The organism is Bradyrhizobium sp. MI1.11 (assembly GCF_055811255.1).
Map to the genome: position 1 here is coordinate 81303 of NZ_JBVVPM010000014.1, position 19728 is coordinate 101030.

Sequence of the window (19728 nt, forward strand, 5' to 3'; positions counted from 1 at the left end):
AGACGCAGTGCATACGCGTTCCCGGCGAAATGGCAACTTCTGGTGGCTCAAAGGCGATCGCCCGGATTTGGCGAGCCAGACGCGGCTGCGCGAACTGCGACTTCTACTTCGTTCCATCGCCGGCTACACTCCTCTCCCTGCAATCAAAATCGATCCGCAATGACCTCACCCTTCGTTCCCCAGATCGCCCTCTACCGCAACTGGCTCGCCGAGCAGCGCGGCCTCACCTTCGCGACCTACGAAGACATGCGGCAATGGTCGGTGCGCGATCTCGACGGCTTCTGGCACAGCATCTGGGACTATTACGATCTGCAATCGCCAACACCGTTTGCGGCCGTGATCACCGAGCGCAAGATGCCCGGCGCGATCTGGTTTCCTGGCGCCCAGGTCAACTATGCCCGGCAGGTGTTCCGCCATGTGGATGCGGCTGACGCCGCCGGCCTGCCCGCGATCGTCAGTTCCGGCGAGGACGGCAGGCTTTGCGAGACGAGCTGGCCGGAGCTGCGGCGCAAGGCGGCCGCGCTCGCGCTGCATCTGAAAGCAAAAGGCATCAAGCCCGGCGACCGCGTCGCCGCCTATCTGCCCAACATCCCCGAGACCATCATCGCATTCCTGGCGAGCGCCAGCATCGGCGCGGTCTGGAGCGTGTGCGCGCCCGATATGGCCGCGCCTGCCGTGATCGACCGCTTCAAGCAGATCGAACCCAAAGTGCTGATTGCCTGCGACGCCGTCACCTATGCCGGCCGCCGGCACGATCGCAAAGACGTCCTCACCGAGCTGCGGCAATCGCTGCCGACGGTCGAGCACGTCATCCTGCACAGCGAGGCCGCCGCGCCCGCAGCGCCGGTCGCCCTGCTGTCCGAAATTGTCGCAACAACCGGCGCGGAGATCGACGCATTCGAGCCGGTCTGGCTGCCGTTCGATCATCCGCTCTGGATCGTCTATTCCAGCGGCACCACCGGCCTGCCGAAGCCGATCGTGCACGGCCATGGCGGCATCGTCATCGTGGTGCTGGCGCTGCTGGGATTGCACAACGATCTCGGCTGCTCATACCACGAGAACTCGTTCGGCGAGCGCTATCACTGGTACTCTTCGACCGGCTGGATCATGTGGAACTCGCAAGTCGGCGGCCTGCTCAGCGGCACCACCTGCTGCATCTTCGACGGCAGCCCCGGCGGCGCCAGGGACAAGCCGGACTGGACCACACTGTGGCGCTTCGTCGCGCAGTCGAAAGCGACCTTCTTCGGTGCGGGCGCCGCGTTCTTCGCCAACTGCGTCAAGGCCGAGATCGATCTCGCCGCCGCCGGTGATCTCTCACAGCTTCGATGTCTCGGCTCGACCGGCTCTCCGCTGAGCGCCGACACGCAAGCGTGGTTCAACGACCGCTTCGCGGCGCTCTCGAAAGCCAACGGCAGCAAGGCGCAGGCCGATATCTGGTGGGCCAACATCTCCGGCGGCACGGATTTCGCCGGCGCCTTCATTGGCGGAAATCGCGAACTGCCGCAGACGCCGGGCGCGATGCAGTGCCGTCTGCTGGGTGCTGCCGTGGAAGCCTTCGACGAACAGGGCCGCGCCGTCATCGGCGAGGTCGGCGAACTCGTCTGCACCGAGCCGATGCCGTCGATGCCGCTCTATTTCTGGAACGACAAGGGCGATACGCGCTATCGGGCGAGCTATTTCGAGACCTATCCGGACAATTTCGACGGCAGCGGCCGCGGGCCGGTGTGGCGGCATGGCGACTGGCTCAAGGTCGACCCTGACGGCTCCTGCATCATCTATGGCCGCAGCGATGCCACCATCAACCGGCATGGCCTGCGCATGGGCACGAGCGAACTCTATTCCGCGATCGAGGCCCTGCCCGAGGTGCTGGATTCCCTCGTCGTCGATCTCGAATATCTCGGCCGTGACAGCTACATGCCGCTGTTCGTGGTGCTGCGCGAAGGCGTCGCCTTCGACGGCGCAATGCAGGCGAAGATCAACAAGGCGATCGAGGCCGGCCTCTCGCGCCGTTTCCTGCCCAACGAGATTCTTGCGGTCGCCGAAATTCCGCGCACGCTCTCGGGCAAGAAGCAGGAACTGCCGATCAAGAAGCTGCTGCTCGGCCAGCCCGTCGAGAAGGTCATCAACCGGGAGGCGATGGCCAATCCCGCCTGCCTCGACTGGTATCTCGCCTTCGCACGCGACTATGTGGCGCGGACCGAGACTTGAGGGGGAGATCGCCCCAATTGCGCCGATGCCGTTTGGACTCCGTTCACCGATGGCCGCTAGAGCAGGATGGATCTTCCGCAACGAACGCGCGCCATGGCCGACCTCAACGCCGTCCTCACCAGGCTCAACGACCGTTTGCTCCGCCTCGAGGGCGAGCTGTTCGTGCTGCGCTCGCTGGCCCGCGCGACGCTGACGGCGGGCGATGACCACGCGGCGCGAATGCGCAAGCTGGTCGAGGCCGCAAAGGTCGCGCTCGACGACGAGGCCACGCGCCCCCTCGACAAGCCGACGCGCAAATATGTCGATGCGGCGACCGCGCTGGTAGAGGAATTGCTGGTCGAGCCGACCTCGGCGCGGCCGTTGTTCACCGTCATCGACGGCGGCCGGCGCGACTGAGCGTCAAACTGGCCGGCCGTCATTCGTCGCTGCGATATCGCCCGACTTGAGCCGGCTGAGGCCGGCTTCGATGATCGCGATCTCCTCGTCGATCTGGCCGATCGGCAGGCTGAAATCGTAGCCGGACCTGCTCTTCAGATCGACCGCAAGCCGCTGTCTGTGCATCATCAGTTCGTCGAGGCCGCGCCGGTTCTTCAGCCGGACATAGACGTCGACGATCTGCTCAATCGCGCTCGGCATGAAATAGGTCCCGGCGAAAAAGCCCGCACGGCGCACCCACGCCGGCGGGACAATCTCGGTGTCGCGGTACGCAATACAAATCCGCGACGGATTCGTCGATACGCCAAGCTGGTTGAGATCATGTTACCGTCAGATGATTTCGTGATGGCCGAGCACGAAAAAGCCGCTGGCAATTACGCCAGCGGCCAAATCCGGGTTCGAAAACGGATGCGGGTTGAAATGTCGCCAGCCCCGGTGGGTCCACGTTCTACCGGCAAATCCTGGATCACTCTGCTAAAAACGAAACACAGGAACCGGCCTATCTCCACTTGCCGCCCGACCGTGGTGGCGCGGCCACGCTAGTCCGAAACGCAAAAATATTTGCGCGGCAGCCTACGGTAGGCGCTGTAGCGGTAATGCGGCCGGTACGCGTAGCCGCGATAGAGTGCCGGCGGCTCCTGGCCGTAATAGGCGCCGTGATCAAAATTGATGACCGGCCCTTCCGCGCAGCGATAGGTGTCCCAGGTCGGGCCGATGAACGGTGCCACCCCAACCTCGGGCGGAACCGCCGGATAGGGTGGTCCGCCAGCGCGCGCCGCAACGGTTACGACCGGGGCCGCGAGAAGGACAAACCACGCGCTCCGCATGCGTTCGCTCCGAGCCGATGCCATGCGCGCATGGAAGCACCGGACCGGCCGACGCCGCAATCGCGGAGTTGATCGCGCACCCCTCGCCCGGTGCATTGTTGATAACCGGCGCAAACCCGGCGCGGGTGGTGACAGGACCTCCGGACGTGTTATCGGGAGATGACGCAGTTGCGAGACGGATCGGACACCCATGCGCATTACCCTCGTCGGCTCCCGCCATTTCGGCGTGACCACCCTGAACATGCTCCGGGAGCACGGTGTCTCGATCGTGCGGGTCGTGGTGGCCGACGCCGAGGATCGTCTCGCCGCGACAGCGAAGGCGGCAGGCATCGGGGTCGTGGTCCAAGCCAACCCCAAACTGGTGGTGGCCTCCGAGATCGCCCCCGACACCGATCTGATCGTCACCGCGCACAGCCACGCCCGGATCGGCAAGGACGCGCTCGAGGCCGCGAAGCTGGGCGGGATCGGCTATCATCCCTCGCTGCTGCCGCGTCACCGCGGCAAGGCGGCCGTGGAATGGACCATCAAGGAAGGCGATCCGATCGCCGGCGGCACGATCTATCACCTCGCCGACCGCATGGACGCCGGCGCCATCGCGGCCCAGGAGTGGTGCTTCGTCAAGAAGGGCGAGACGGCGCGGGAGCTATGGGAGCGCGCGCTGGCCCCGCTCGGGCTCAAATTGCTGGCCGACGTGATCGATTACGCCAAGGTCCACAAGGCGCTGCCGTCCAAGACTCAGGACGAGCAGTTCGCGACCTCGGCGCCAAGTCTTTCCTAAAGCCCCTTTCCTAAGCCCCTTTCCTGAGTCGCTGTCCTGACGTTTACCCTTAACGTGAGGGCTCGTTGATTCTGCTTCGAAAATTGCAGCCGGAAACCCAAATAAACCATTGTTCCCACAGGAACAATTTTCGATTTGGCACCGCACCAAATTTCCGTCACATTTGGCCCGAATAAGGGTCAGCATATCAGACAAATTCAAGGACGGATTTTATGCGTTTTGCTCGCATTGCGGCGTTCTGTGCCGCTTCAGTTTTCACCCTCGCCGCGCCCGCTTTCGCCCAGACTCCCTATGACGGCAACTGGCAGGTCACCATCGTGACCAAGAGCGGTTCCTGTGAGCCGACTGCAAGCTCCTTGCTGACGGTTGCCGACGGCAAGATCACCGCGCCGGGCGCTAACGTTTCCGGCACCATCGGCAGCGGGGGACTTGTGAAAGTTTCGATCAATGGTGCATATGCCAACGGTCAACTCAGCGGCAACGCCGGATCGGGGAAGTGGAATGGAGCATCTGCAGGCATACCGTGCAGCGGGCGGTGGGAAGCATCGCGCCAATAGAAAAATCGTGACGAACGGTCTGGGCCGGCGGTTGCTGATCGCGGCCGCCGTTATGTTTGCGGCCGGAATTGCCAACTCCGAGAGCAAGGCCCAGTCCGGCCCGTTCGCCCCGCTGGCCGGCAGCTGGAGCGGCTCAGGCACGGTCACTCTGGATGACGGCTCGACCGAGCGGATCCGCTGCCGGGCCAAATACGCTCCGATCGGACCGACTATGGAGTTGTCGCTGACCTGCGCCAGCGACGCCTACAAGTTCAACCTCGGCGCCAACGTCAGGGCTGAAGGCAGCGCCATCGCGGGCAGCTGGTCCGAGGCCAGCCGCAATATCAGCGGCTCCCTTTCCGGCCGCGGCGCCGGCGGAAACTATGAGCTGCTCGCCTCCACCGCCGGCTTCAACGCCAACATCTCGCTCAAGACATCCGGCAACAAGCAGAACGTCACGATGCGCGCCGACAGCCAGTTCCGCGGCGCCAACATCTCGCTCTCGCGCTAAGCCGATACGAGTAGATTGACAATCGACCCGGCGATCTCGCCGGGTCGATTTTTTATGTGCCCGGCACGAACGCCGTGACCTCGATCTCGACCTTGGCCCGGTCGTCCACGAGACCGCCGATGTAGAGCAAGGTCGAGGGCGGGAAATTGCGCCCCAGCGTTTCCTTCCAGGCCGTGCCGATGCCGGCCCCGGCTGCCTCATATTCGCTGCGGCTGGTCAGGTACCAGGTCAGACGAACGATATGCTCGGGGCCGGCGCCGGCCTCACCCAGGAGCTTGATGATCCGCTTCAACGCGGTCCCGACCTGCGCTGCCATGTCAGGCGCGTAATTGCCGGTCTCGTCGCCGCCGGTCTGCCCGGCCAGCATCACCCAGCGGCCCGGTCCCTCGACCACGACACCATGGGAAAAGCCGCGCGGTTTTTTCCACTCGGCCGGCTGCAAGATGTCCATGAGCGAATATCTCCCGATTGTTCTCGTTGTTCACTGATGCCTTAGCACGCCGCCATGCATCGCTGCACCGGCAGATTTGGCCGTTGCAAATGGCGACGATGTCGCTGATACCGGCTCTCCCTCAGGACCCTCGCCTCCCACACCTGCGCCGATGAACACGACACCGTCCAAAACGATGGCTGCCCTGTGGATGGCCGGCTGGCTTTCGCTGATGCTGGTCATGGCGGTCGCTGGGCGCGAGACCACGCGCGAGCTGAACGTCTTCGAGATTATGGAAGTGCGCTCGGTGATCGGGTTCACGCTTCTGCTGCCGATCATCTACCGGGCCGGTGGCTTCAAGGCGGTCGCGACCAAACGCCTGCCCCAGCACCTCGCACGCAACGGGGTCCATTATTTCGCACAGCTCGGCTGGTTCTACGCACTGACGCTGATCGGGATCGGCCAGGTCGTCGCGATCGAATTCACCATGCCGATCTGGACGGCGCTGCTGGCCGCAACATTCCTGTCCGAGCGCATGACCCTCTGGAAGGTATCCGCGATCGTACTCGGCATCGTCGGCGTGGTCATGATCGTGCGGCCCGCCACCGGCGAGATCAATCCGGGCCAGCTGATCGCACTCGGAGCCGCGATCGGCTTCAGCATTTCCATGATATTGGCGAAATCGCTGACCCGGACCGAAAGCGCATTATCGATCCTGTTCTGGATGATCGTCGTGCAGATGGTCGTGGGCCTGCTTCCGACGCTCTATGTCTGGACCTGGCCGTCAACCTCCCTGTGGGGTTGGCTGTTCGTCATCGGGGTCTGCGGCACATTCTCGCACTATTGCCTCGCCAGCGCGCTCCGGTACGCGGATGCGACCATTGTGGTGCCGATGGACTTTCTGCGGGTTCCACTCACGGCGACCGTCGGTTGGCTGCTCTATTCCGAGCGGCTCGATGCCTGGACCGTGCTCGGCGCGGCGCTGATCCTCTGCGGCAATCTCCTGAATTTGAAGCCGGCTTCGCCGGTTCCTGTCCGCGCGCGCTGAACCTCCCGACGCCTCGTGCGACAAAACCAAGTGGCCGTGTGATTTGGATCACGTTGGAGGGGCTTTCCATCGTGCACATTCTGCCACACAGCAGCGGGTTGAACGCGACGAACTGCCGTTTGGTGGTGCCAAGTCTTGGTGGTGCCAAGTCTTGGTGGCGCCAAGTCGGGCAATTCGTGTAAGTTCGTTGCCAATTTGTTGCTGCCTGCAATTCGATTCTGTTGGGGATTTCAGATGCGCACTCTCACCCTCCTCGCGTCGCTGATGTGCATGGCACTGTCGGTCAGTGCCGCGAAGGCCGACCGCCGTGTGGCTTTCGTCGTCGGCAACGGCACCTACAAGAACGTCGCACAATTGCCGAACCCGCCGATCGACGCCAAGGCGATGGCGGCAACGCTGCGCAATGTCGGCTTCGAGGTGATCGAAGGTTCGAACCTCTCGCGCGATCAGATGACGGAGAAGCTGCTGGACTTCGGCCGCAAGGCGCAGGGCTCCGATGTCGCAGTGTTCTATTATGCCGGTCACGGCATCGCGGTCGGCGGCTCCAACTATCTTCTGCCTGTCGATGCCGACATCAAGTCGGAGATGGACGTCAAGCTCGGTGCTGCCATCAACATCGATCTGACGCTCGAGCAGACCATGGGCGACGCCAAGGTCAAGCTGGTCTTCCTTGACGCCTGCCGCGACAATCCGTTCGCCGCCAAGATCAAGTCGAACTCCGCGACCCGCAGCGTCAACGTGCAGAGCGGTCTTGCCGAGATGAAGTCCGGCGAAGGCACGCTAATCGCGTTCGCCACCGGCCCGGGCCAGACCGCGCTCGACGGCCAGGAGGGCAACAACAGCCCGTTCACCCGTGCGCTGATCGACAACATCACCAAGCCCGGTGTCGAGATCCAGCAGGCGATGACGTCGGTCCGCGCCCAGGTCAACGAGGAGACCCACAAGGGTCAGCTGCCCTGGGGCCACACCAATTTGACCGGCGCGGTCTATCTCAACCAGGCTCCGACGACCCAGGTCGCCAATGCCGCACCGACGGCTGCTGGCAGCGCGCCAATGGCGACCGGCGGCAGCTCGGACGGCATCGAGCTCGAATACTGGCGCTCGGTGAAGGAGAGCAACAAGCCGGAAGAGCTCAACGCCTACCTCTCCGCCTACCCCAACGGTCAGTTCAAGGCGCTGACGCTGGCACGCCTCGCGGCCATCAAGAGCGGCCCCTCGACCGCGACGCGTACCCTCACCGCTGGCGTCGATCCCGCGACCTTCACCGATGAGGCCACCCAGCTTACCGAGGACCAGATCGGCCTCGACAAGAACCTGCGCCGCGACGTTCAGCGTCGCCTCGGCGGGCTCGGCTTCGACAACAAACAGACAGGCGTGTTCAGCGAGGAGACCCGGTCGGTGCTCAAGCGGTGGCAGGCGGCGCGCGGCTATCCCGCGTCGGGTTACCTGAACAAACTCCAGCACAAGGCTCTGCTTTCGGAGGTTGTGGCCGGCCCGCCGACCGCGAGCGACAACAGCCAGAAGGCAGCCCGCCGGGCCGCCGCCCCCGCGGCCAGCAGCGCGCCCGCACCGGCTCCCCATCGCAGCAGCGGCGGCGATCCTGCCGGAGCAGCCTTCGTCGGCGGTGTCGTCGGCGGCATGATGGGCGGCATGTTCCGCCGCTGAGGCGACGCCAATCGCAGATACAAAAGCCCGGCTCGCGCCGGGCTTTTTCGTTGCGAGTCCCTCAGCCTTTGGTGCCTACTTCCCCGCGGCCTTTCGCAGGGCCTCGTTGATGCGGTCCTGCCAGCCGGGACCGCCGGCCTGGAAATGCTCCAGCACGTCCTGGTCGATGCGCAGCGTGACCTGCTCCTTGACCCCCGGCGCCACGTTCTGTTTTGGCGGTGCTGCGGCGATCTTCGCCGTCACCTTCTTGAACGCCGCCTCGGCCTCCGTCCTGGCGTCGCCCAACGTCCGCGGCCGCCTCGGTGGTTGATCCGCCATGTCCTAGATTCCTTCAAACAGAGCCGTCGAAAGATACCGCTCGGAGAAGGACGGCACTATAGCCAGGATGGTCTTTCCCGCAGCTTCCGGCCGCCTGCCGATCTCGAGGGCCGCGGCGATCGCGGCGCCCGAGGAGATGCCGCCCGGAATGCCCTCATGCCGCGCCAGCGCCCGCGAGGTCTCGATCGCCGTCGTCGAGTTGATCTTCACGATCTCGTCGATCACCGAGCGGTCGAGGATGTCAGGGACGAAGCCCGCACCGATGCCCTGGATCTTGTGTGGCGTGTGCTGGCCGCCCGACAGCACCGGGCTCTCCTCCGGCTCGACCGCGATCACGCGCAGCGAGGGCCTGCGCGGCTTCAGCACCTGGCCGACGCCGGTGATGGTGCCGCCGGTGCCGACGCCGGCGACGAAGAAGTCGATGTTGCCGCCGGTGTCGTTCCAGATCTCCTCCGCGGTGGTGCGGCGGTGCACCTCGGGATTGGCGAGATTCTTGAACTGCTGCGGCATCACCGAATTCGGCGTCGTCTTCAACAGCTCTTCGGCTGTCGCAATCGCGCCCTTCATGCCTTGCGCGGCGGGTGTCAGCACCAGTTCCGCGCCCAGAAAGGCCAGCATCTTGCGCCGTTCGATCGACATCGACTCCGGCATGACCAGCTTGAGCCTATAACCGCGCGACGCCGCGACGAAGGCCAGCGCGATTCCGGTATTGCCGGAGGTGGGTTCGATCAGCACGGTGTCGGGCTTGACGATGCCGGCCTTCTCCATCGCGATGATCATGGCCGCGCCGATGCGATCCTTCACGCTTGCGGCGGGATTGAAATATTCAAGCTTTGCCAAAATGGTCGCGTTCACGCCGTGCATGGCCGGTAACTGGCGCAAGCGCACGATCGGCGTGTCGCCAAAAGCATCGACGATCGAGTCATAGATCCGGCCGCGGCCGGGTTGGTGCGCTGCACCCGTGGTGGACGATGCGTCCATGATGAACTCCCTGTGGCGACGATTTGTGCTTCTGTTGCAGCTCTTGCGCAGTTAGAGACAGCCTGCGGCGACACGCAAGCGACATTGCGGCACATGTTAAGTACGCTGCATCGCAAAATCACGTGAGCAGTAATTATCAGAAAACCAGCGCATTTGTGTTGCGACCTCGTCAACTGATTCTGCTTATGTTAGACTTAGGTCTCAAAGCAGAGAGGTCACCACGATGTCAGCAGTCGCTGAAGTGTTGTCGACCGTCGCATCGAACCGCGCTCCGCGGTGCAGTGAGTTGCCCACCTGTCCCGTCTGCGCCGACTCCATGGTCGCCGCCGAAGGTTCTGCGTATGTGTCGGAACACCTGATCAGCTATCTCTGGACCTGCGACAATTGCGGCTACGGCTTCGTGACCAAGCACGCCGTCAAGCAGCGCATTCTCTGCAACTGACGTTTCCTCTGCATCCGACCTTGCGCAATTGACCTAGCGCGGGGCGATATCGCCCCTCGCCCAGTCATCGCGCGTACGCCGATAGAACTCCTCGAACGTGCCCTGTGCGACCGCGTCCCTGATGCCCTGCATCAGGAACTGGTAGTAAGCGATATTGATCTCGGACAGCAGCATCGCGCCCAGCGTCTCGCCCGCCTTGACGAGATGATGCAAATAGGCGCGCACGTAGCTGCGCGCCGACGGCCAGGAGCTCTCTTCGTCGAGCGGACGGGGATCGTCGGCGTGGCGCGCGTTGCGCAAATTCACCTGGCCAAAGCGTGTGAAGGCAACGCCATGACGGCCATTGCGCGTCGGCATCACGCAATCAAACATGTCGATGCCGCGCTTGACTGCCTCGAGGATGTCGTCGGGTGTGCCGACGCCCATCAAATAGCGCGGCCGCTCTTTCGGCAGCAGCGGCGCTGTCTCGTCGATCATCGCCAGCATCACGGCCTGCGGCTCGCCGACGGCGAGACCGCCAATGGCATAACCATGGAAACCGATCTCGACGAGGCCTTGGGCGCTGGCATGACGAAGCTGGGGTATGTCGCCGCCCTGCACGATGCCGAACAGCATGTAGCCCTCGGGCGCGCTCTCGAAGGCGCGCTTGCTTCGCTCGGCCCAGCGCAGCGACAATTGCATCGCGCGGTCGATGTCGGCGCGCTCGGCGGGCAGTCGCACGCATTCGTCCATCTGCATGGCGATGTCGGAGCCGAGCAAACGCTGCACCTCGATCGAGCGCTCCGGCGACAGCTCGACCTTGGCGCCGTCGATATGCGAACGGAAGGTCACGGCCTGCTCGCTGACCTTGCGCAGATCCGCCAGCGACATCACCTGGAAGCCGCCGGAATCCGTCAGCATCGGCCCGTTCCAGCCGGTGAATGTCTGCAGGCCACCAAGTGCCGCGATCCGCTCGGCACCGGGACGCAGCATCAGATGATAAGTGTTGCCGAGCACGATGTCGGCACCGGCCTCACGCACCTCGCGCCAGTGCATGCCCTTCATCGCGCCAGCGGTACCGACCGGCATGAAGGCGGGCGTGCGCACCACGCCGTGCGGCGTAGTCAGGCGCCCGGTGCGCGCGGCGCCATCGGTGGCGAGCAGTTCGAAATGATTGGGCAGACCGGTGTCAGGACGATTCATGACGGTGCTTATTGCGTGTCGGAGCAGGCCGATCAACCCGCTCAGGCGATGCCTCGGCCGGCTTATGCATCAGACTGGGACAACGGACACCAATATTGGGGACACGGAATTGTGCGGCGTCGGCGCTTGTTAAACAAAACGATACAGTGTAGTTTTACTTTGGGGGTTGGACGAGATGCCGCGGCGATGTTGCCGGCGGCGGTAGACACGTGATCGCCAGCCACCGCCAATGCCCTTCCCTTCAAGTTCGACTGAGCCGTCCGCCCGTTCGCATGGCTGGACAAGGCAGACCGGCGCCCGCCTGTTCGGATTGCTGGTCCTGACGTGCAGCCTGGCGCTCGGCGCCTGCACCTCCCTGCCCCGCACGCCCTATACGGCCACCGAAGCTAGCACGTCGCGCGTGCTCGATATCGACGGCCTCCGGCGCTACGCCGACGAACCCATCACGAAATTCAGCTTCGAGAAGGACACCAGCACCGCGACCAAGTCCTACCTGGCGCTGTCAGGCGGCGGTGCCGATGGCGCCTATGGTGTCGGCGTGCTGAACGGCTGGACCGCGGCCAGAACCCGTCCCACCTTCTCGGTCGTCTCGGGCGTGAGCACCGGCGGCCTGATCGCGCCCTTTGCGTTTCTCGGCTCGCGATATGACGACACTCTGAAGGAGGTCTACACCAGCGGTGTCGCGGAGAGCCTGTTGAGCGATCCCAGCATCATGCGCGTGCTGTTCGGATCCGGCCTGTTCGGCAACACGCGGCTGCGCGAGCTCGTCGCCCGCTATGTCGGGCCCGAGATCATGGCGCAGGTCGCCCGTGAAAACGCCAAGGGCCGAAGGCTGCTGGTGGTGACCACCGATCTCGACACCCAGCGGACCGCGATCTGGGACATGGGCAAGATCGCCGCGGTCGGCACGCCCGAGGCGCTCAAGCTGTTTCGCGACGTGATGGCGGCCTCCGCCAGCATCCCCCTGGTGTTTCCGCCGATCATGATCGACGCCGAAGGCGAGGGCCGCAGGTTTCAGGAGATGCATGTCGACGGCGGCGTGACCGCCCCGGTGCTGACGCTGCCGGAAGCCCTGCTGTTCCAGGGCAGTCGCCTTCCCGGCCCTGCGAAGCTGGACATCTACATCCTCGTCAACAAGAAGATCGAACGCAATTTCGAGCTTGTCTCCAACAGCACCATCGACGTCGCCTCACGCAGCCTGTCGTCGATCACCCAGTCGCAGACCCGTTCGATCATCTTCTCGACTTATGATTTTGCCAGGCGCAACCGCCTGGGCTTCCATCTCTCCTACATCGCGCGCGACTATCCGGCGGCTCCCTCGGAAGGGTTCGACACCGCCTATATGCGGGCGCTGTATCAGTACGGATATGAGAAGGCGGCGTCTGGCCAAGCCTGGACTTCGACGCTTCCGTGAGCGCTCGCCGAGGAACGGGGCCGTGCCGGGACGGTTGACGATGAGGCCCATTCGGCCAGATTAGCCATGACGCACCCGTTGCTGCGCGTTATAGAGCAATCACGGATGTCACGACCGCGCAGGAATCATTGGGCATGGGATTGACTGCGACCAGGACAAGACCGGCAGCTCAGCGGCGCGAGGTGCCGAAATCGCGCGGCGGCCGGCCGACGAAGAGCGCCGCGATCGAGCGCGATCAGCGGCTGATCGAGGTCGCCACCCGCCTGTTCCTGGATCGCGGCTTTGACGCGACCTCGCTCGATGCAGTCGCTGAAGCCGCGCGAGTGAGCAAGCCCACCGTCTATGCCCGTTACGGCGACAAGCGCGGATTGTTCGCCGCCGTGCTGCGGCGCGAGATCGCGCGATGGCTTGCACCGCTATCCGCGGCCGCCGAGACGCAGCTCGGCAGCGCCTCGGATATCTCGGTCGAACAGCGGCTGGTCGAGATCGGGCGCGAGATGCTGACATTCACCTGCGGTCCCGATGCCGTCGCCTTCAGCCGCATGATGACGTCGCAGGCCATCAACTTCCCCGAGATCGCCAAGCTCGGCAAGGAGGAAGGCTGGCTCAAGGCCGTCGCCACCACGGCACGCTTCTTCGACCATCTGGTGGCGCAAGGCGCACTCAACATGGAAGACACCACGATCGCAGCCGAGGTGTTTCTCGATGTCGTCGTGGGACACACCCACCGCATGGCGACCTTCGGAACGACGCTCGAGCTGAAAGACGCCGAAAAGCGTATGCGGGTTGCCATCAAGCTGTTCCTGGCCGGAGCGCTTGGCCCCCCGGACCGCCTCCAGGACGCCGCCAAGACCACGCGGCGGCGGCGCCCATCCCGCTGACAATTCCGTGAGATTGCGATCTTTCCAGTGAATCCCGCGCCCGCGCCGTTGACCAAAACAAAACGATACGGTATGGTTTAGTTATAGGGCGATGCGGATCGCTTTTTCACCAGCCCCAAGAGGTCCGCACCGCCTCGATCGCCGCGGCGGTACAGCCCGTCACGACGCTCAGCGGCCGACCGATGCCCAAGGTCGGCCGCAAATTCTTTACGATCATCCGGCACACTCGCTGGCCGAGGGTTTCGAGCATGACGACAGCCAAACGACGTATCTCGGGATTGCTCGCGATCGCCCTGTCCGCACTCCTCCTCGCGGCGCCGGTGCGGGCGATCGTGAGCACGGGCACGCCGACCGCCCTTCACAGCGACACAGATGGTGACGCTGAGGCCGACCGCCAAGCGGTCAGTCGCGAGATCGAGCGCTTCCGCAGCTCGTCGATCTCGATCAACCAGGCCATGGCGATTGCGGAAGCCCGCCACGCCGGTGCCACCACGGCGGATGTGAGTTTCGACGGAGCCTCCGGTGTGCCGGTCTACCGGGTGAAGACCCTGCACAACGACCGGATCTGGCGCCACACCATCAATGCGGCGACTGGTGAGCTCGTCGGCGGCGAAGCCGCCCTCCCTCTCGCCGAGCTCGACCTCGACGACCGCAGCAACCTCGCAGCGCTCGGTGCCATCAAGCATCGGCTTGCGGATGCCGTGCACGTCGCCGAACGCGCGGCCTCAGGCAAGGCGATCAGCGGCGGGCTGGTGCGCGAACGCGGCCGGCTGAATTTCGCGATCGTCGTCATCAGTGGCGACAACCTCAAGGAGGTCATCCTCGAACCGCCGGGCGCCCGGACTAAATAGCGGCAGCCCCAATCCCGCCGAAAAGCCATTGACGGGCGCAAAACTCTCCCGCATAAGCTCCCGCCATGTTCACGACCACCAAACGCACGACGAAAACCACCACGGCCTTCGGGGCCCGGGGAGGCGTGCGCGTGTAGTCGTCGACTAGAACGCAATCCACTCTACCGAAGCCCCGCCCTCGTTGGTCCGGGGCTTTTTTGTTGTCTGAATTCTCAAATCAATGGAGGACACAGTGAGTAACGATCCCGTCGTCGCGATTGTCGGCGTCACCGGTGCGGTGGGCGCCGAATTCATTGCCACCATGGACAAGCGCGGCTTTCGCGTCGGCAAGCTCAAGGCGCTCGCCAGCGCCCGCTCGGCCGGCAAGACGGTGTCGTTCCGCGGGCAAGACGTCGTCATCGAGGAGCTGACCGAACGCGCCTTCGAAGGCGTCGACATCGCCCTGTTCTCCGCCGGCGGCAGCATCTCCAAGAAGTACGCGCCGATCGCCGTCAAGGCGGGGGCCGTCGTCGTCGACAACTCCTCCGCCTTCCGGATGGACCCGAACGTGCCGCTGGTAATCCCCGAGATCAATGCGAACCGCATCCGCGACCACAAGGGCATCATCGCCAACCCGAACTGCGCCGCCATCACGGCGCTGGTGCCGCTATGGCCGATCCACCAGACCAACCGCATCAGGCGCGTGATCATCTCGACCTACCAGGCCGCCTCCGGCGCCGGCGCCGCCGCCATGGACGAGCTGGTCGAGTCCACCCGCGCCAACCTCAACGGCCAGGTTTATACGCCGAAAGTGATGCCGCATCCCTACGCCTTCAACCTCTTCAACCACAACACGGCGATCGACCCCGACACCGGCTACAACGACGAAGAGACCAAGGTCATCAACGAAACCCGCAAGATCTTCGAGGACGACAAGATCGCGATCGGCGTCACCTGCGTCCGTGTGCCGGTGCTGCGGGCTCATTGCGAAGCCATCACCTTCGAATGCGAGAAGCCGATCAGCGAGGATCAGGTCCGTGCCATCATGGCGCGAGCGCCCGGCGTCAAGGTCGTCGACGACCGTGCCAAGAACTACTTCCCGATGCCGATCGACGCCACGGGCCAGGACGACGTCCTGGTCGGCCGCATCCGCAAGGACCTCAGCGACCCCTCCGGGCATTCGATCTCGATGTTCGTGGCAGCGGACCAGTTGCTCAAGGGCGCTGCGCTCAATGCAGTGCAGATCGCGGAGCTCTTGCCGCAGCGGGTGATGGCGTAACGGGAGGTGCGTAGGGTGGGTTAGAGACAGCGTAACCCACCACTGTCTCTACCGCGTAAACAGAAGCGGTGGGTTACGCCTTACGGCTAACCCACCCTACGGCGCCCGAAACAACAAACACGCATCGCCATAGGAATAGAACCGATAGCCGGTCGCGATCGCATGCGCATAGGCCTGCCGCATCGCATCGAGCCCGGAGAACGCCGACACCAGCATGAACAGTGTCGACTTCGGCAAATGGAAATTGGTCAGCAGAACATCGACGGCGCGGAAGCGATAGCCCGGGGTGATGAAGATCGACGTCTCGGCGGCGAACGGCTCAAGGGTGCCGTCCTCGCTGGCTGCGCTTTCGAGCAGGCGCAACGACGTGGTGCCAACCGCGATGATGCGGCCGCCGGTCTTGCGCGCGGTGTTGAGCCGCTCCGCCGTCTCGGCCGAGAGCGTGCCCCACTCGGCGTGCATCTTGTGGCCTTCGGTGTCGTCCACTTTCACCGGCAGGAAGGTCCCTGCCCCGACATGCAGCGTGACGCGGTTGATGCCGACGCCGCGCGCGTGCAGCGCCTGCTCCAGCGCGGGCGTGAAATGCAGGCCGGCTGTCGGCGCGGCAACGGCGCCTTCGTTCGCCGCGAACATGGTCTGGTAGTCGGCGAGATCCTGATCGTCGGGCGTGCGTTTCGAGGCGATGTAGGGTGGCAGCGGCGGGCTGCCGAGATCGGCGATGGCCTGATCCAGCGTCGGACCGTGGAACGAAAATGACAGCGTCACCTCGCCTTCCGCGCCCTTGGCCTCGACCTCGGCGTCGAGATGGCCAAGCAGGCAGACCTTGCCCTCATTGCCGAAGCGGATGCGGTCGCCGGCTGCGAGTTTCTTGGCGGGCTTCACCAGCGCCTGCCAGCGCGAGCCGTCGAGGCGCTTGATCAGCGTCGCCTCGATCTTCGGCTCGGTCTCGCGGCCGATGCGACGGCCCTTCAATTGCGCCGCGATCACCTTGGTGTCGTTGACGACGAGCTGGTCGCCCGGCTTCAGCCATTGCGGCAGATCGGCGATGACCTGGTCGCGGAGCGTGCCGGGATCGACGACCAGCATCTTCGCGGAGTCGCGCGGGCTCGCCGGGCGCAATGCGATGCGCTCGGCGGGCAGGTCGAAATCGAAGAGATCGGTGCGCATCTCGGGCTCACGGCCGTACAGTCACTCCTCATCCTGAGGAGCGCGGAACGCGCATCTCGAAGGATGAAGGCCCTGCTGCTGCAGCTCGGCCTTCATGGTTCGAGACGGCGCTACGCGCCTCCTCACCATGAGGAGAAACGCCTACTCCGCGTCAGCCGCCATCCGCGCCTTGACGATCTTGTCGGGGTTCTGCACGGGTTCGCCGCGCTTGATCTTGTCGACGTTCTCCATGCCCTCGGTAACCTTGCCCCACACCGTGTACTGGTTGTCGAGGAAGCGGGCGTCGTCGAACACGATAAAGAACTGGCTATCGCCGGAATCCGGGCTGGCGGCGCGCGCCATCGAGGTGGTGCCGCGCACATGCGGCTCCTTGTTGAACTCGGCCTTCAGCTTCTTGCCGGAGCCGCCGGTGCCGGTGCCCTGCGGGCAGCCGGTCTGCGCCATGAAGCCGTCGATCACGCGATGGAACACGATGCCGTCGTAGAAGCCCTCGCGCACGAGCTCCTTGATGCGCGCGACGTGGCCGGGCGCCAGATCAGGCCGCATCTCGATGGTAACGGGGCCCTGGGTGGTCTCGAGGATCAGTGTGTTTTCGGTGGCGCTCATGCTCGTCTCTCTTGGGTTGGGGGTGAAGTCCTGTCAGGTGAAGATTTGCGGTTGCGAAACTGGATCGCGAATGGACGCCCTGCAGCGGCGCCGGCCATCGCATCGGTAAATGGCATCGGCGTGCAACGTTGCAATGCCTCCATCACCGCGACCCGGTATTGCAGCCGGTCCTCGTCGGAAGCCTCGGCGGATTCATAGGTAATCCTCGGGTGGCCCAGAATGTTTCCAGCCCGGTTAAAGCTCACGACGACGGTGATGTCGATCGGGCGGGCCTTGGCGGCGGGCGGCGGCTTCCAGCAGGTGCGCAGATGCCGGAAGATGTCCTGGATGGTGTTGACCTGTGCGTCCTCGGCGATTGCGCCGGGGACGCCGAGCAGCAGCACCGCGGCAACCAGCAGGAGCTTGCCACAGGCGCGCGCCATCGCCTCTCCTACTTGATGTCGGAAGCGACCTGCACCTTCACCATCTTGTCGGGATCGGTGACGGTGCCGCCGCTTGATCCGGGAGGCGCCTTCTTCAGCTTGTCGACGACGTCCATGCCCTGCACGACCTCGCCGATCACGGTGTACTGGTTGTCGAGGCTGCCGCCGTCGGCGAACATGATGAAGAACTGCGAATTGGCGGTGTCGACGCTGTCGCCGCGCCGGGCCATGCCGACGATGCCACGCGCAAAATGCACCTTGGAGAATTCCTGCTTCAGGTTCGGATATTTCGAGCCGCCGGTGCCGTTGAAGTTCTGACCGTCGCCGGTCTGCGCCATGAAGCCGTCCATGACGCGGTGGAACGGCACATTGTTGTAATAGCCCTCGCGCGCGAGCTGTTTGATGCGTTCGGCGTGCTGGGGCGCGAGGTCCGGCCTGAGCTTGATGACGATGCGGCCCTTGGTGGAGTCGATGACGATGGCGTTGGCCTTGTCGAGGCCGGCCGGCAAGGCTTGCGCGAAGGCCGGCACCGCGAACAGAACCGCGGCAAGAACTGCGAGAATTCGGATCATGATAACTCCGGATCAGAGATGAGAAAGGAAACGCGCCGTTATCAGGCGAATTTTGCCTTGAGCTGGGCCGCAACCAGCGGCGGGACGAAGGCCGAGACGTCCCCGCCCATGGCAGCGATCTGGCGCACCAAAGTGGCGGTGATCGGGCGGACCATGGGAGAAGCCGGCAGGAAGACCGTATGCACCTCGGGCGCCATGGCCTCGTTCATGCCGGCGAGCTGCATCTCGTAGTCGAGATCGGTGCCGTCGCGCAGGCCCCGAATCATGATCGTCGCACCGTACTTGCGCGCCGATGTCACCGACAGATCGTCAAACGTCACCGCTTCGAGCACGCAGCCGGCCTGGGCCGCCACCGGCCCGCAGACGTCATGGAGCATCTTCAACCGCTCCTCGGTCGAGAACAGCGGCTTCTTGCCGGGATGCACCCCGATCGCCACAACGAGCCTGTCGCACAGCGACACGCTGTGCCGGACCACGTCCAGATGGCCGTTGGTGATGGGGTCGAAGGAACCTGGATAGAAGGCAATGCGCGGCATGGCCAACGTCCTACCGCGCCCGGCCCGGCCCGGCAAGCCGGTCAGGTTCCCTGGCGGTTTTTCCGCAAAACCGTGTCGGAATGGGCCGAATTGTTTCGTCCTGAGGGCGGCCACGAAACAAAACGGAGCGCGAACGAAACCATTTCCCGGGTTCGCGAAGACGTCCGGAAACTGGCCATGGTTACTAATCCGGCCAACGAACGACGGGCCGCACACTGGGCGTAGCGGCCGCATCACAGGGGACTGTCATGATCAAAGCTCTTTCGGCGATCGCCATCTCTGGGTGTGTTGCTGCCGCTCTCACCCTCCTGCCCGGCTTCGCCCCCACCGTCGAAGCGAGCGTGCCGCAACCGCTCGCCAAGAGCGACCGGCTCGACATCCGCACCATCGGCAAGGACTGCTCGCAGCAGGCCTGGCCGAATTTCGAGGCGTCCTGCCTTCGCCAGGCCGGCACCAAAGCCGACATCCGCGAGGCTCGCCTCGTGACCGCAAACCGCACTCCGTAGCGGCGTCTGTCAGTTTCGCGTCAGGTAGCGACAAATCCCATAGATAAACCCCATGGATATTTGCGACGTCCCGTCGCAGACTGCCCGATGCTCGCGCCCGCCGGAATGACCCGTCGGCCGCGATCCCATCGAGGGGTCGCCATTGTCCAGTACG

General features: G+C 64.2%; 24 protein-coding genes. 13 read left to right on the top strand and 11 right to left on the bottom strand.

Annotated elements, in window-relative coordinates; genetic code table 11:
- The first annotated feature begins 159 nt into the window (after nt 1-159).
- Together AC0L30_RS16555 and AC0L30_RS16560 are read left to right on the top strand one after the other, a co-directional pair.
- A complete protein-coding gene (locus tag AC0L30_RS16555; RefSeq protein WP_007590766.1) occupies nt 160-2208 on the top strand; it encodes an acetoacetate--CoA ligase in 2049 nt (682 codons plus the stop codon).
- A 93-nt stretch (nt 2209-2301) separates the two neighbouring features.
- Nucleotides 2302-2604, top strand: coding sequence for a hypothetical protein (locus AC0L30_RS16560; RefSeq protein ID WP_007590765.1), 303 nt, complete (start codon nt 2302-2304; stop codon nt 2602-2604).
- 3 nt (nt 2605-2607) lie between these two features.
- Here AC0L30_RS16560 and AC0L30_RS16565 read toward each other — a convergent pair whose 3' ends face one another.
- A complete protein-coding gene (locus AC0L30_RS16565; protein ID WP_007590764.1) occupies nt 2608-2844 on the bottom strand; it encodes a hypothetical protein in 237 nt (78 codons plus the stop codon).
- 338 nt (nt 2845-3182) lie between these two features.
- The gene (locus AC0L30_RS16570) at nt 3183-3470 is read right to left on the bottom strand and encodes a hypothetical protein (RefSeq protein WP_007590763.1); all 288 of its coding nucleotides are present in this window, start codon (nt 3468-3470) and stop codon (nt 3183-3185) included.
- A gap of 190 nt (nt 3471-3660) precedes the next feature.
- Here AC0L30_RS16570 and AC0L30_RS16575 point away from each other — a divergent pair, with 190 nt between their 5' ends.
- The 3 genes from AC0L30_RS16575 to AC0L30_RS16585 all read left to right on the top strand — a co-directional run bounded on the left by AC0L30_RS16575 (nt 3661) and on the right by AC0L30_RS16585 (nt 5295).
- Nucleotides 3661-4248, top strand: coding sequence for a formyltransferase family protein (locus AC0L30_RS16575; protein WP_007590762.1), 588 nt, complete (start codon nt 3661-3663; stop codon nt 4246-4248).
- 212 nt (nt 4249-4460) lie between these two features.
- Nucleotides 4461-4805, top strand: coding sequence for a hypothetical protein (locus tag AC0L30_RS16580; protein WP_007590760.1), 345 nt, complete (start codon nt 4461-4463; stop codon nt 4803-4805).
- Nucleotides 4750-5295: a hypothetical protein gene (locus tag AC0L30_RS16585; protein WP_007590758.1), complete on the top strand. Its 546-nt coding sequence runs from the start codon at nt 4750-4752 to the stop codon at nt 5293-5295. The genes AC0L30_RS16580 and AC0L30_RS16585 overlap by 56 nt, the downstream gene beginning before the upstream one ends.
- 52 nt (nt 5296-5347) lie before the next feature.
- Here the strand turns inward: AC0L30_RS16585 and AC0L30_RS16590 are convergent, their stop codons facing one another.
- Entirely contained in the window at nt 5348-5746 is a 399-nt protein-coding gene (locus AC0L30_RS16590; RefSeq protein ID WP_219684152.1) for a RidA family protein, read from the bottom strand.
- A 151-nt stretch (nt 5747-5897) separates the two neighbouring features.
- On the opposite strand from AC0L30_RS16590, the gene AC0L30_RS16595 reads away from it, so the two are divergent.
- Together AC0L30_RS16595 and AC0L30_RS16600 are read left to right on the top strand one after the other, a co-directional pair.
- Nucleotides 5898-6773: a DMT family transporter gene (locus tag AC0L30_RS16595; RefSeq protein ID WP_473404728.1), complete on the top strand. Its 876-nt coding sequence runs from the start codon at nt 5898-5900 to the stop codon at nt 6771-6773.
- Nucleotides 6774-7007: 234 nt separating this feature from the next.
- Complete coding sequence (locus AC0L30_RS16600) at nt 7008-8438, top strand: caspase family protein (RefSeq protein ID WP_473404729.1); 1431 nt, start codon at nt 7008-7010, stop codon at nt 8436-8438.
- 75 nt (nt 8439-8513) lie between these two features.
- Here the strand turns inward: AC0L30_RS16600 and AC0L30_RS16605 are convergent, their stop codons facing one another.
- Nucleotides 8514-8756, bottom strand: a complete 243-nt coding sequence (locus tag AC0L30_RS16605; protein WP_007590749.1) for a BrnA antitoxin family protein — start codon at nt 8754-8756, stop codon at nt 8514-8516.
- Nucleotides 8757-8759: 3 nt separating this feature from the next.
- On the bottom strand, nt 8760-9737 hold the full coding sequence (cysK, locus tag AC0L30_RS16610) for a cysteine synthase A (RefSeq protein WP_007590747.1): 978 nt from the start codon (nt 9735-9737) through the stop codon (nt 8760-8762).
- A gap of 223 nt (nt 9738-9960) precedes the next feature.
- On the opposite strand from cysK, the gene AC0L30_RS16615 reads away from it, so the two are divergent.
- Nucleotides 9961-10179, top strand: a complete 219-nt coding sequence (locus tag AC0L30_RS16615) for a hypothetical protein (protein ID WP_007590746.1) — start codon at nt 9961-9963, stop codon at nt 10177-10179.
- 33 nt (nt 10180-10212) lie between these two features.
- Here AC0L30_RS16615 and tgt read toward each other — a convergent pair whose 3' ends face one another.
- Nucleotides 10213-11361, bottom strand: a complete 1149-nt coding sequence (tgt, locus tag AC0L30_RS16620) for a tRNA guanosine(34) transglycosylase Tgt (RefSeq protein WP_007590745.1) — start codon at nt 11359-11361, stop codon at nt 10213-10215.
- Between the two features lie 229 nt (nt 11362-11590).
- Here tgt and AC0L30_RS16625 point away from each other — a divergent pair, with 229 nt between their 5' ends.
- The 4 genes from AC0L30_RS16625 to AC0L30_RS16640 all read left to right on the top strand — a co-directional run bounded on the left by AC0L30_RS16625 (nt 11591) and on the right by AC0L30_RS16640 (nt 15765).
- Complete coding sequence (locus AC0L30_RS16625; protein WP_473404730.1) at nt 11591-12775, top strand: patatin-like phospholipase family protein; 1185 nt, start codon at nt 11591-11593, stop codon at nt 12773-12775.
- A 134-nt stretch (nt 12776-12909) separates the two neighbouring features.
- Nucleotides 12910-13656 carry a TetR/AcrR family transcriptional regulator gene (locus AC0L30_RS16630; RefSeq protein ID WP_007590740.1) on the top strand — a complete coding sequence of 249 codons (747 nt, stop codon included), beginning with the start codon at nt 12910-12912 and terminating at the stop codon, nt 13654-13656.
- A 248-nt stretch (nt 13657-13904) separates the two neighbouring features.
- Nucleotides 13905-14507, top strand: a complete 603-nt coding sequence (locus AC0L30_RS16635) for a PepSY domain-containing protein (RefSeq protein WP_007590739.1) — start codon at nt 13905-13907, stop codon at nt 14505-14507.
- A 220-nt stretch (nt 14508-14727) separates the two neighbouring features.
- Nucleotides 14728-15765, top strand: a complete 1038-nt coding sequence (locus AC0L30_RS16640; RefSeq protein WP_035992631.1) for an aspartate-semialdehyde dehydrogenase — start codon at nt 14728-14730, stop codon at nt 15763-15765.
- Between the two features lie 96 nt (nt 15766-15861).
- Here the strand turns inward: AC0L30_RS16640 and queA are convergent, their stop codons facing one another.
- From queA to coaD, 5 genes are all read right to left on the bottom strand, one after another.
- Nucleotides 15862-16932 (bottom strand): tRNA preQ1(34) S-adenosylmethionine ribosyltransferase-isomerase QueA, encoded by a 1071-nt coding sequence (queA, locus tag AC0L30_RS16645; RefSeq protein WP_007590737.1) that lies wholly within the window; start codon nt 16930-16932, stop codon nt 15862-15864.
- Nucleotides 16933-17073: 141 nt separating this feature from the next.
- The gene (locus AC0L30_RS16650) at nt 17074-17538 is read right to left on the bottom strand and encodes a peptidylprolyl isomerase (RefSeq protein WP_007590736.1); all 465 of its coding nucleotides are present in this window, start codon (nt 17536-17538) and stop codon (nt 17074-17076) included.
- Entirely contained in the window at nt 17535-17960 is a 426-nt protein-coding gene (locus AC0L30_RS16655; RefSeq protein ID WP_007590735.1) for a hypothetical protein, read from the bottom strand. Before AC0L30_RS16655 ends, AC0L30_RS16650 begins: the two co-directional genes overlap by 4 nt.
- Before the next feature lie 8 nt (nt 17961-17968).
- Nucleotides 17969-18532 (bottom strand): peptidylprolyl isomerase, encoded by a 564-nt coding sequence (locus tag AC0L30_RS16660; protein WP_007590733.1) that lies wholly within the window; start codon nt 18530-18532, stop codon nt 17969-17971.
- A gap of 41 nt (nt 18533-18573) precedes the next feature.
- A complete protein-coding gene (gene coaD / locus AC0L30_RS16665) occupies nt 18574-19068 on the bottom strand; it encodes a pantetheine-phosphate adenylyltransferase (RefSeq protein WP_007590732.1) in 495 nt (164 codons plus the stop codon).
- Between the two features lie 248 nt (nt 19069-19316).
- Here coaD and AC0L30_RS16670 point away from each other — a divergent pair, with 248 nt between their 5' ends.
- Nucleotides 19317-19574 carry a hypothetical protein gene (locus AC0L30_RS16670; protein WP_007590731.1) on the top strand — a complete coding sequence of 86 codons (258 nt, stop codon included), beginning with the start codon at nt 19317-19319 and terminating at the stop codon, nt 19572-19574.
- Nucleotides 19575-19728: the final 154 nt, after the last annotated feature.

What these genes read in the sequence shown, in the direction of transcription:
- AC0L30_RS16600 (WP_473404729.1), top strand. Translation starts at nt 7,008, where the DNA reads ATGCGCACTCTCACCCTCCTCGCGTCGCTGATGTGCATGGCACTGTCG.
- AC0L30_RS16565 (WP_007590764.1), bottom strand. Translation starts at nt 2,844, where the DNA reads ATGCCGAGCGCGATTGAGCAGATCGTCGACGTCTATGTCCGGCTGAAG.
- AC0L30_RS16585 (WP_007590758.1), top strand. Translation starts at nt 4,750, where the DNA reads ATGGAGCATCTGCAGGCATACCGTGCAGCGGGCGGTGGGAAGCATCGC.
- AC0L30_RS16660 (WP_007590733.1), bottom strand. Translation starts at nt 18,532, where the DNA reads ATGATCCGAATTCTCGCAGTTCTTGCCGCGGTTCTGTTCGCGGTGCCG.
- AC0L30_RS16625 (WP_473404730.1), top strand. Translation starts at nt 11,591, where the DNA reads ATGCCCTTCCCTTCAAGTTCGACTGAGCCGTCCGCCCGTTCGCATGGC.
- AC0L30_RS16555 (WP_007590766.1), top strand. Translation starts at nt 160, where the DNA reads ATGACCTCACCCTTCGTTCCCCAGATCGCCCTCTACCGCAACTGGCTC.
- tgt (WP_007590745.1), bottom strand. Translation starts at nt 11,361, where the DNA reads ATGAATCGTCCTGACACCGGTCTGCCCAATCATTTCGAACTGCTCGCC.
- AC0L30_RS16575 (WP_007590762.1), top strand. Translation starts at nt 3,661, where the DNA reads ATGCGCATTACCCTCGTCGGCTCCCGCCATTTCGGCGTGACCACCCTG.
- coaD (WP_007590732.1), bottom strand. Translation starts at nt 19,068, where the DNA reads ATGCCGCGCATTGCCTTCTATCCAGGTTCCTTCGACCCCATCACCAAC.
- AC0L30_RS16635 (WP_007590739.1), top strand. Translation starts at nt 13,905, where the DNA reads ATGACGACAGCCAAACGACGTATCTCGGGATTGCTCGCGATCGCCCTG.
- AC0L30_RS16590 (WP_219684152.1), bottom strand. Translation starts at nt 5,746, where the DNA reads ATGGACATCTTGCAGCCGGCCGAGTGGAAAAAACCGCGCGGCTTTTCC.
- AC0L30_RS16595 (WP_473404728.1), top strand. Translation starts at nt 5,898, where the DNA reads ATGAACACGACACCGTCCAAAACGATGGCTGCCCTGTGGATGGCCGGC.
- AC0L30_RS16580 (WP_007590760.1), top strand. Translation starts at nt 4,461, where the DNA reads ATGCGTTTTGCTCGCATTGCGGCGTTCTGTGCCGCTTCAGTTTTCACC.
- queA (WP_007590737.1), bottom strand. Translation starts at nt 16,932, where the DNA reads ATGCGCACCGATCTCTTCGATTTCGACCTGCCCGCCGAGCGCATCGCA.
- AC0L30_RS16560 (WP_007590765.1), top strand. Translation starts at nt 2,302, where the DNA reads ATGGCCGACCTCAACGCCGTCCTCACCAGGCTCAACGACCGTTTGCTC.
- AC0L30_RS16570 (WP_007590763.1), bottom strand. Translation starts at nt 3,470, where the DNA reads ATGCGGAGCGCGTGGTTTGTCCTTCTCGCGGCCCCGGTCGTAACCGTT.
- AC0L30_RS16630 (WP_007590740.1), top strand. Translation starts at nt 12,910, where the DNA reads ATGGGATTGACTGCGACCAGGACAAGACCGGCAGCTCAGCGGCGCGAG.
- AC0L30_RS16605 (WP_007590749.1), bottom strand. Translation starts at nt 8,756, where the DNA reads ATGGCGGATCAACCACCGAGGCGGCCGCGGACGTTGGGCGACGCCAGG.
- AC0L30_RS16615 (WP_007590746.1), top strand. Translation starts at nt 9,961, where the DNA reads ATGTCAGCAGTCGCTGAAGTGTTGTCGACCGTCGCATCGAACCGCGCT.
- cysK (WP_007590747.1), bottom strand. Translation starts at nt 9,737, where the DNA reads ATGGACGCATCGTCCACCACGGGTGCAGCGCACCAACCCGGCCGCGGC.
- AC0L30_RS16640 (WP_035992631.1), top strand. Translation starts at nt 14,728, where the DNA reads ATGGAGGACACAGTGAGTAACGATCCCGTCGTCGCGATTGTCGGCGTC.
- AC0L30_RS16650 (WP_007590736.1), bottom strand. Translation starts at nt 17,538, where the DNA reads ATGAGCGCCACCGAAAACACACTGATCCTCGAGACCACCCAGGGCCCC.
- AC0L30_RS16655 (WP_007590735.1), bottom strand. Translation starts at nt 17,960, where the DNA reads ATGGCGCGCGCCTGTGGCAAGCTCCTGCTGGTTGCCGCGGTGCTGCTG.
- AC0L30_RS16670 (WP_007590731.1), top strand. Translation starts at nt 19,317, where the DNA reads ATGATCAAAGCTCTTTCGGCGATCGCCATCTCTGGGTGTGTTGCTGCC.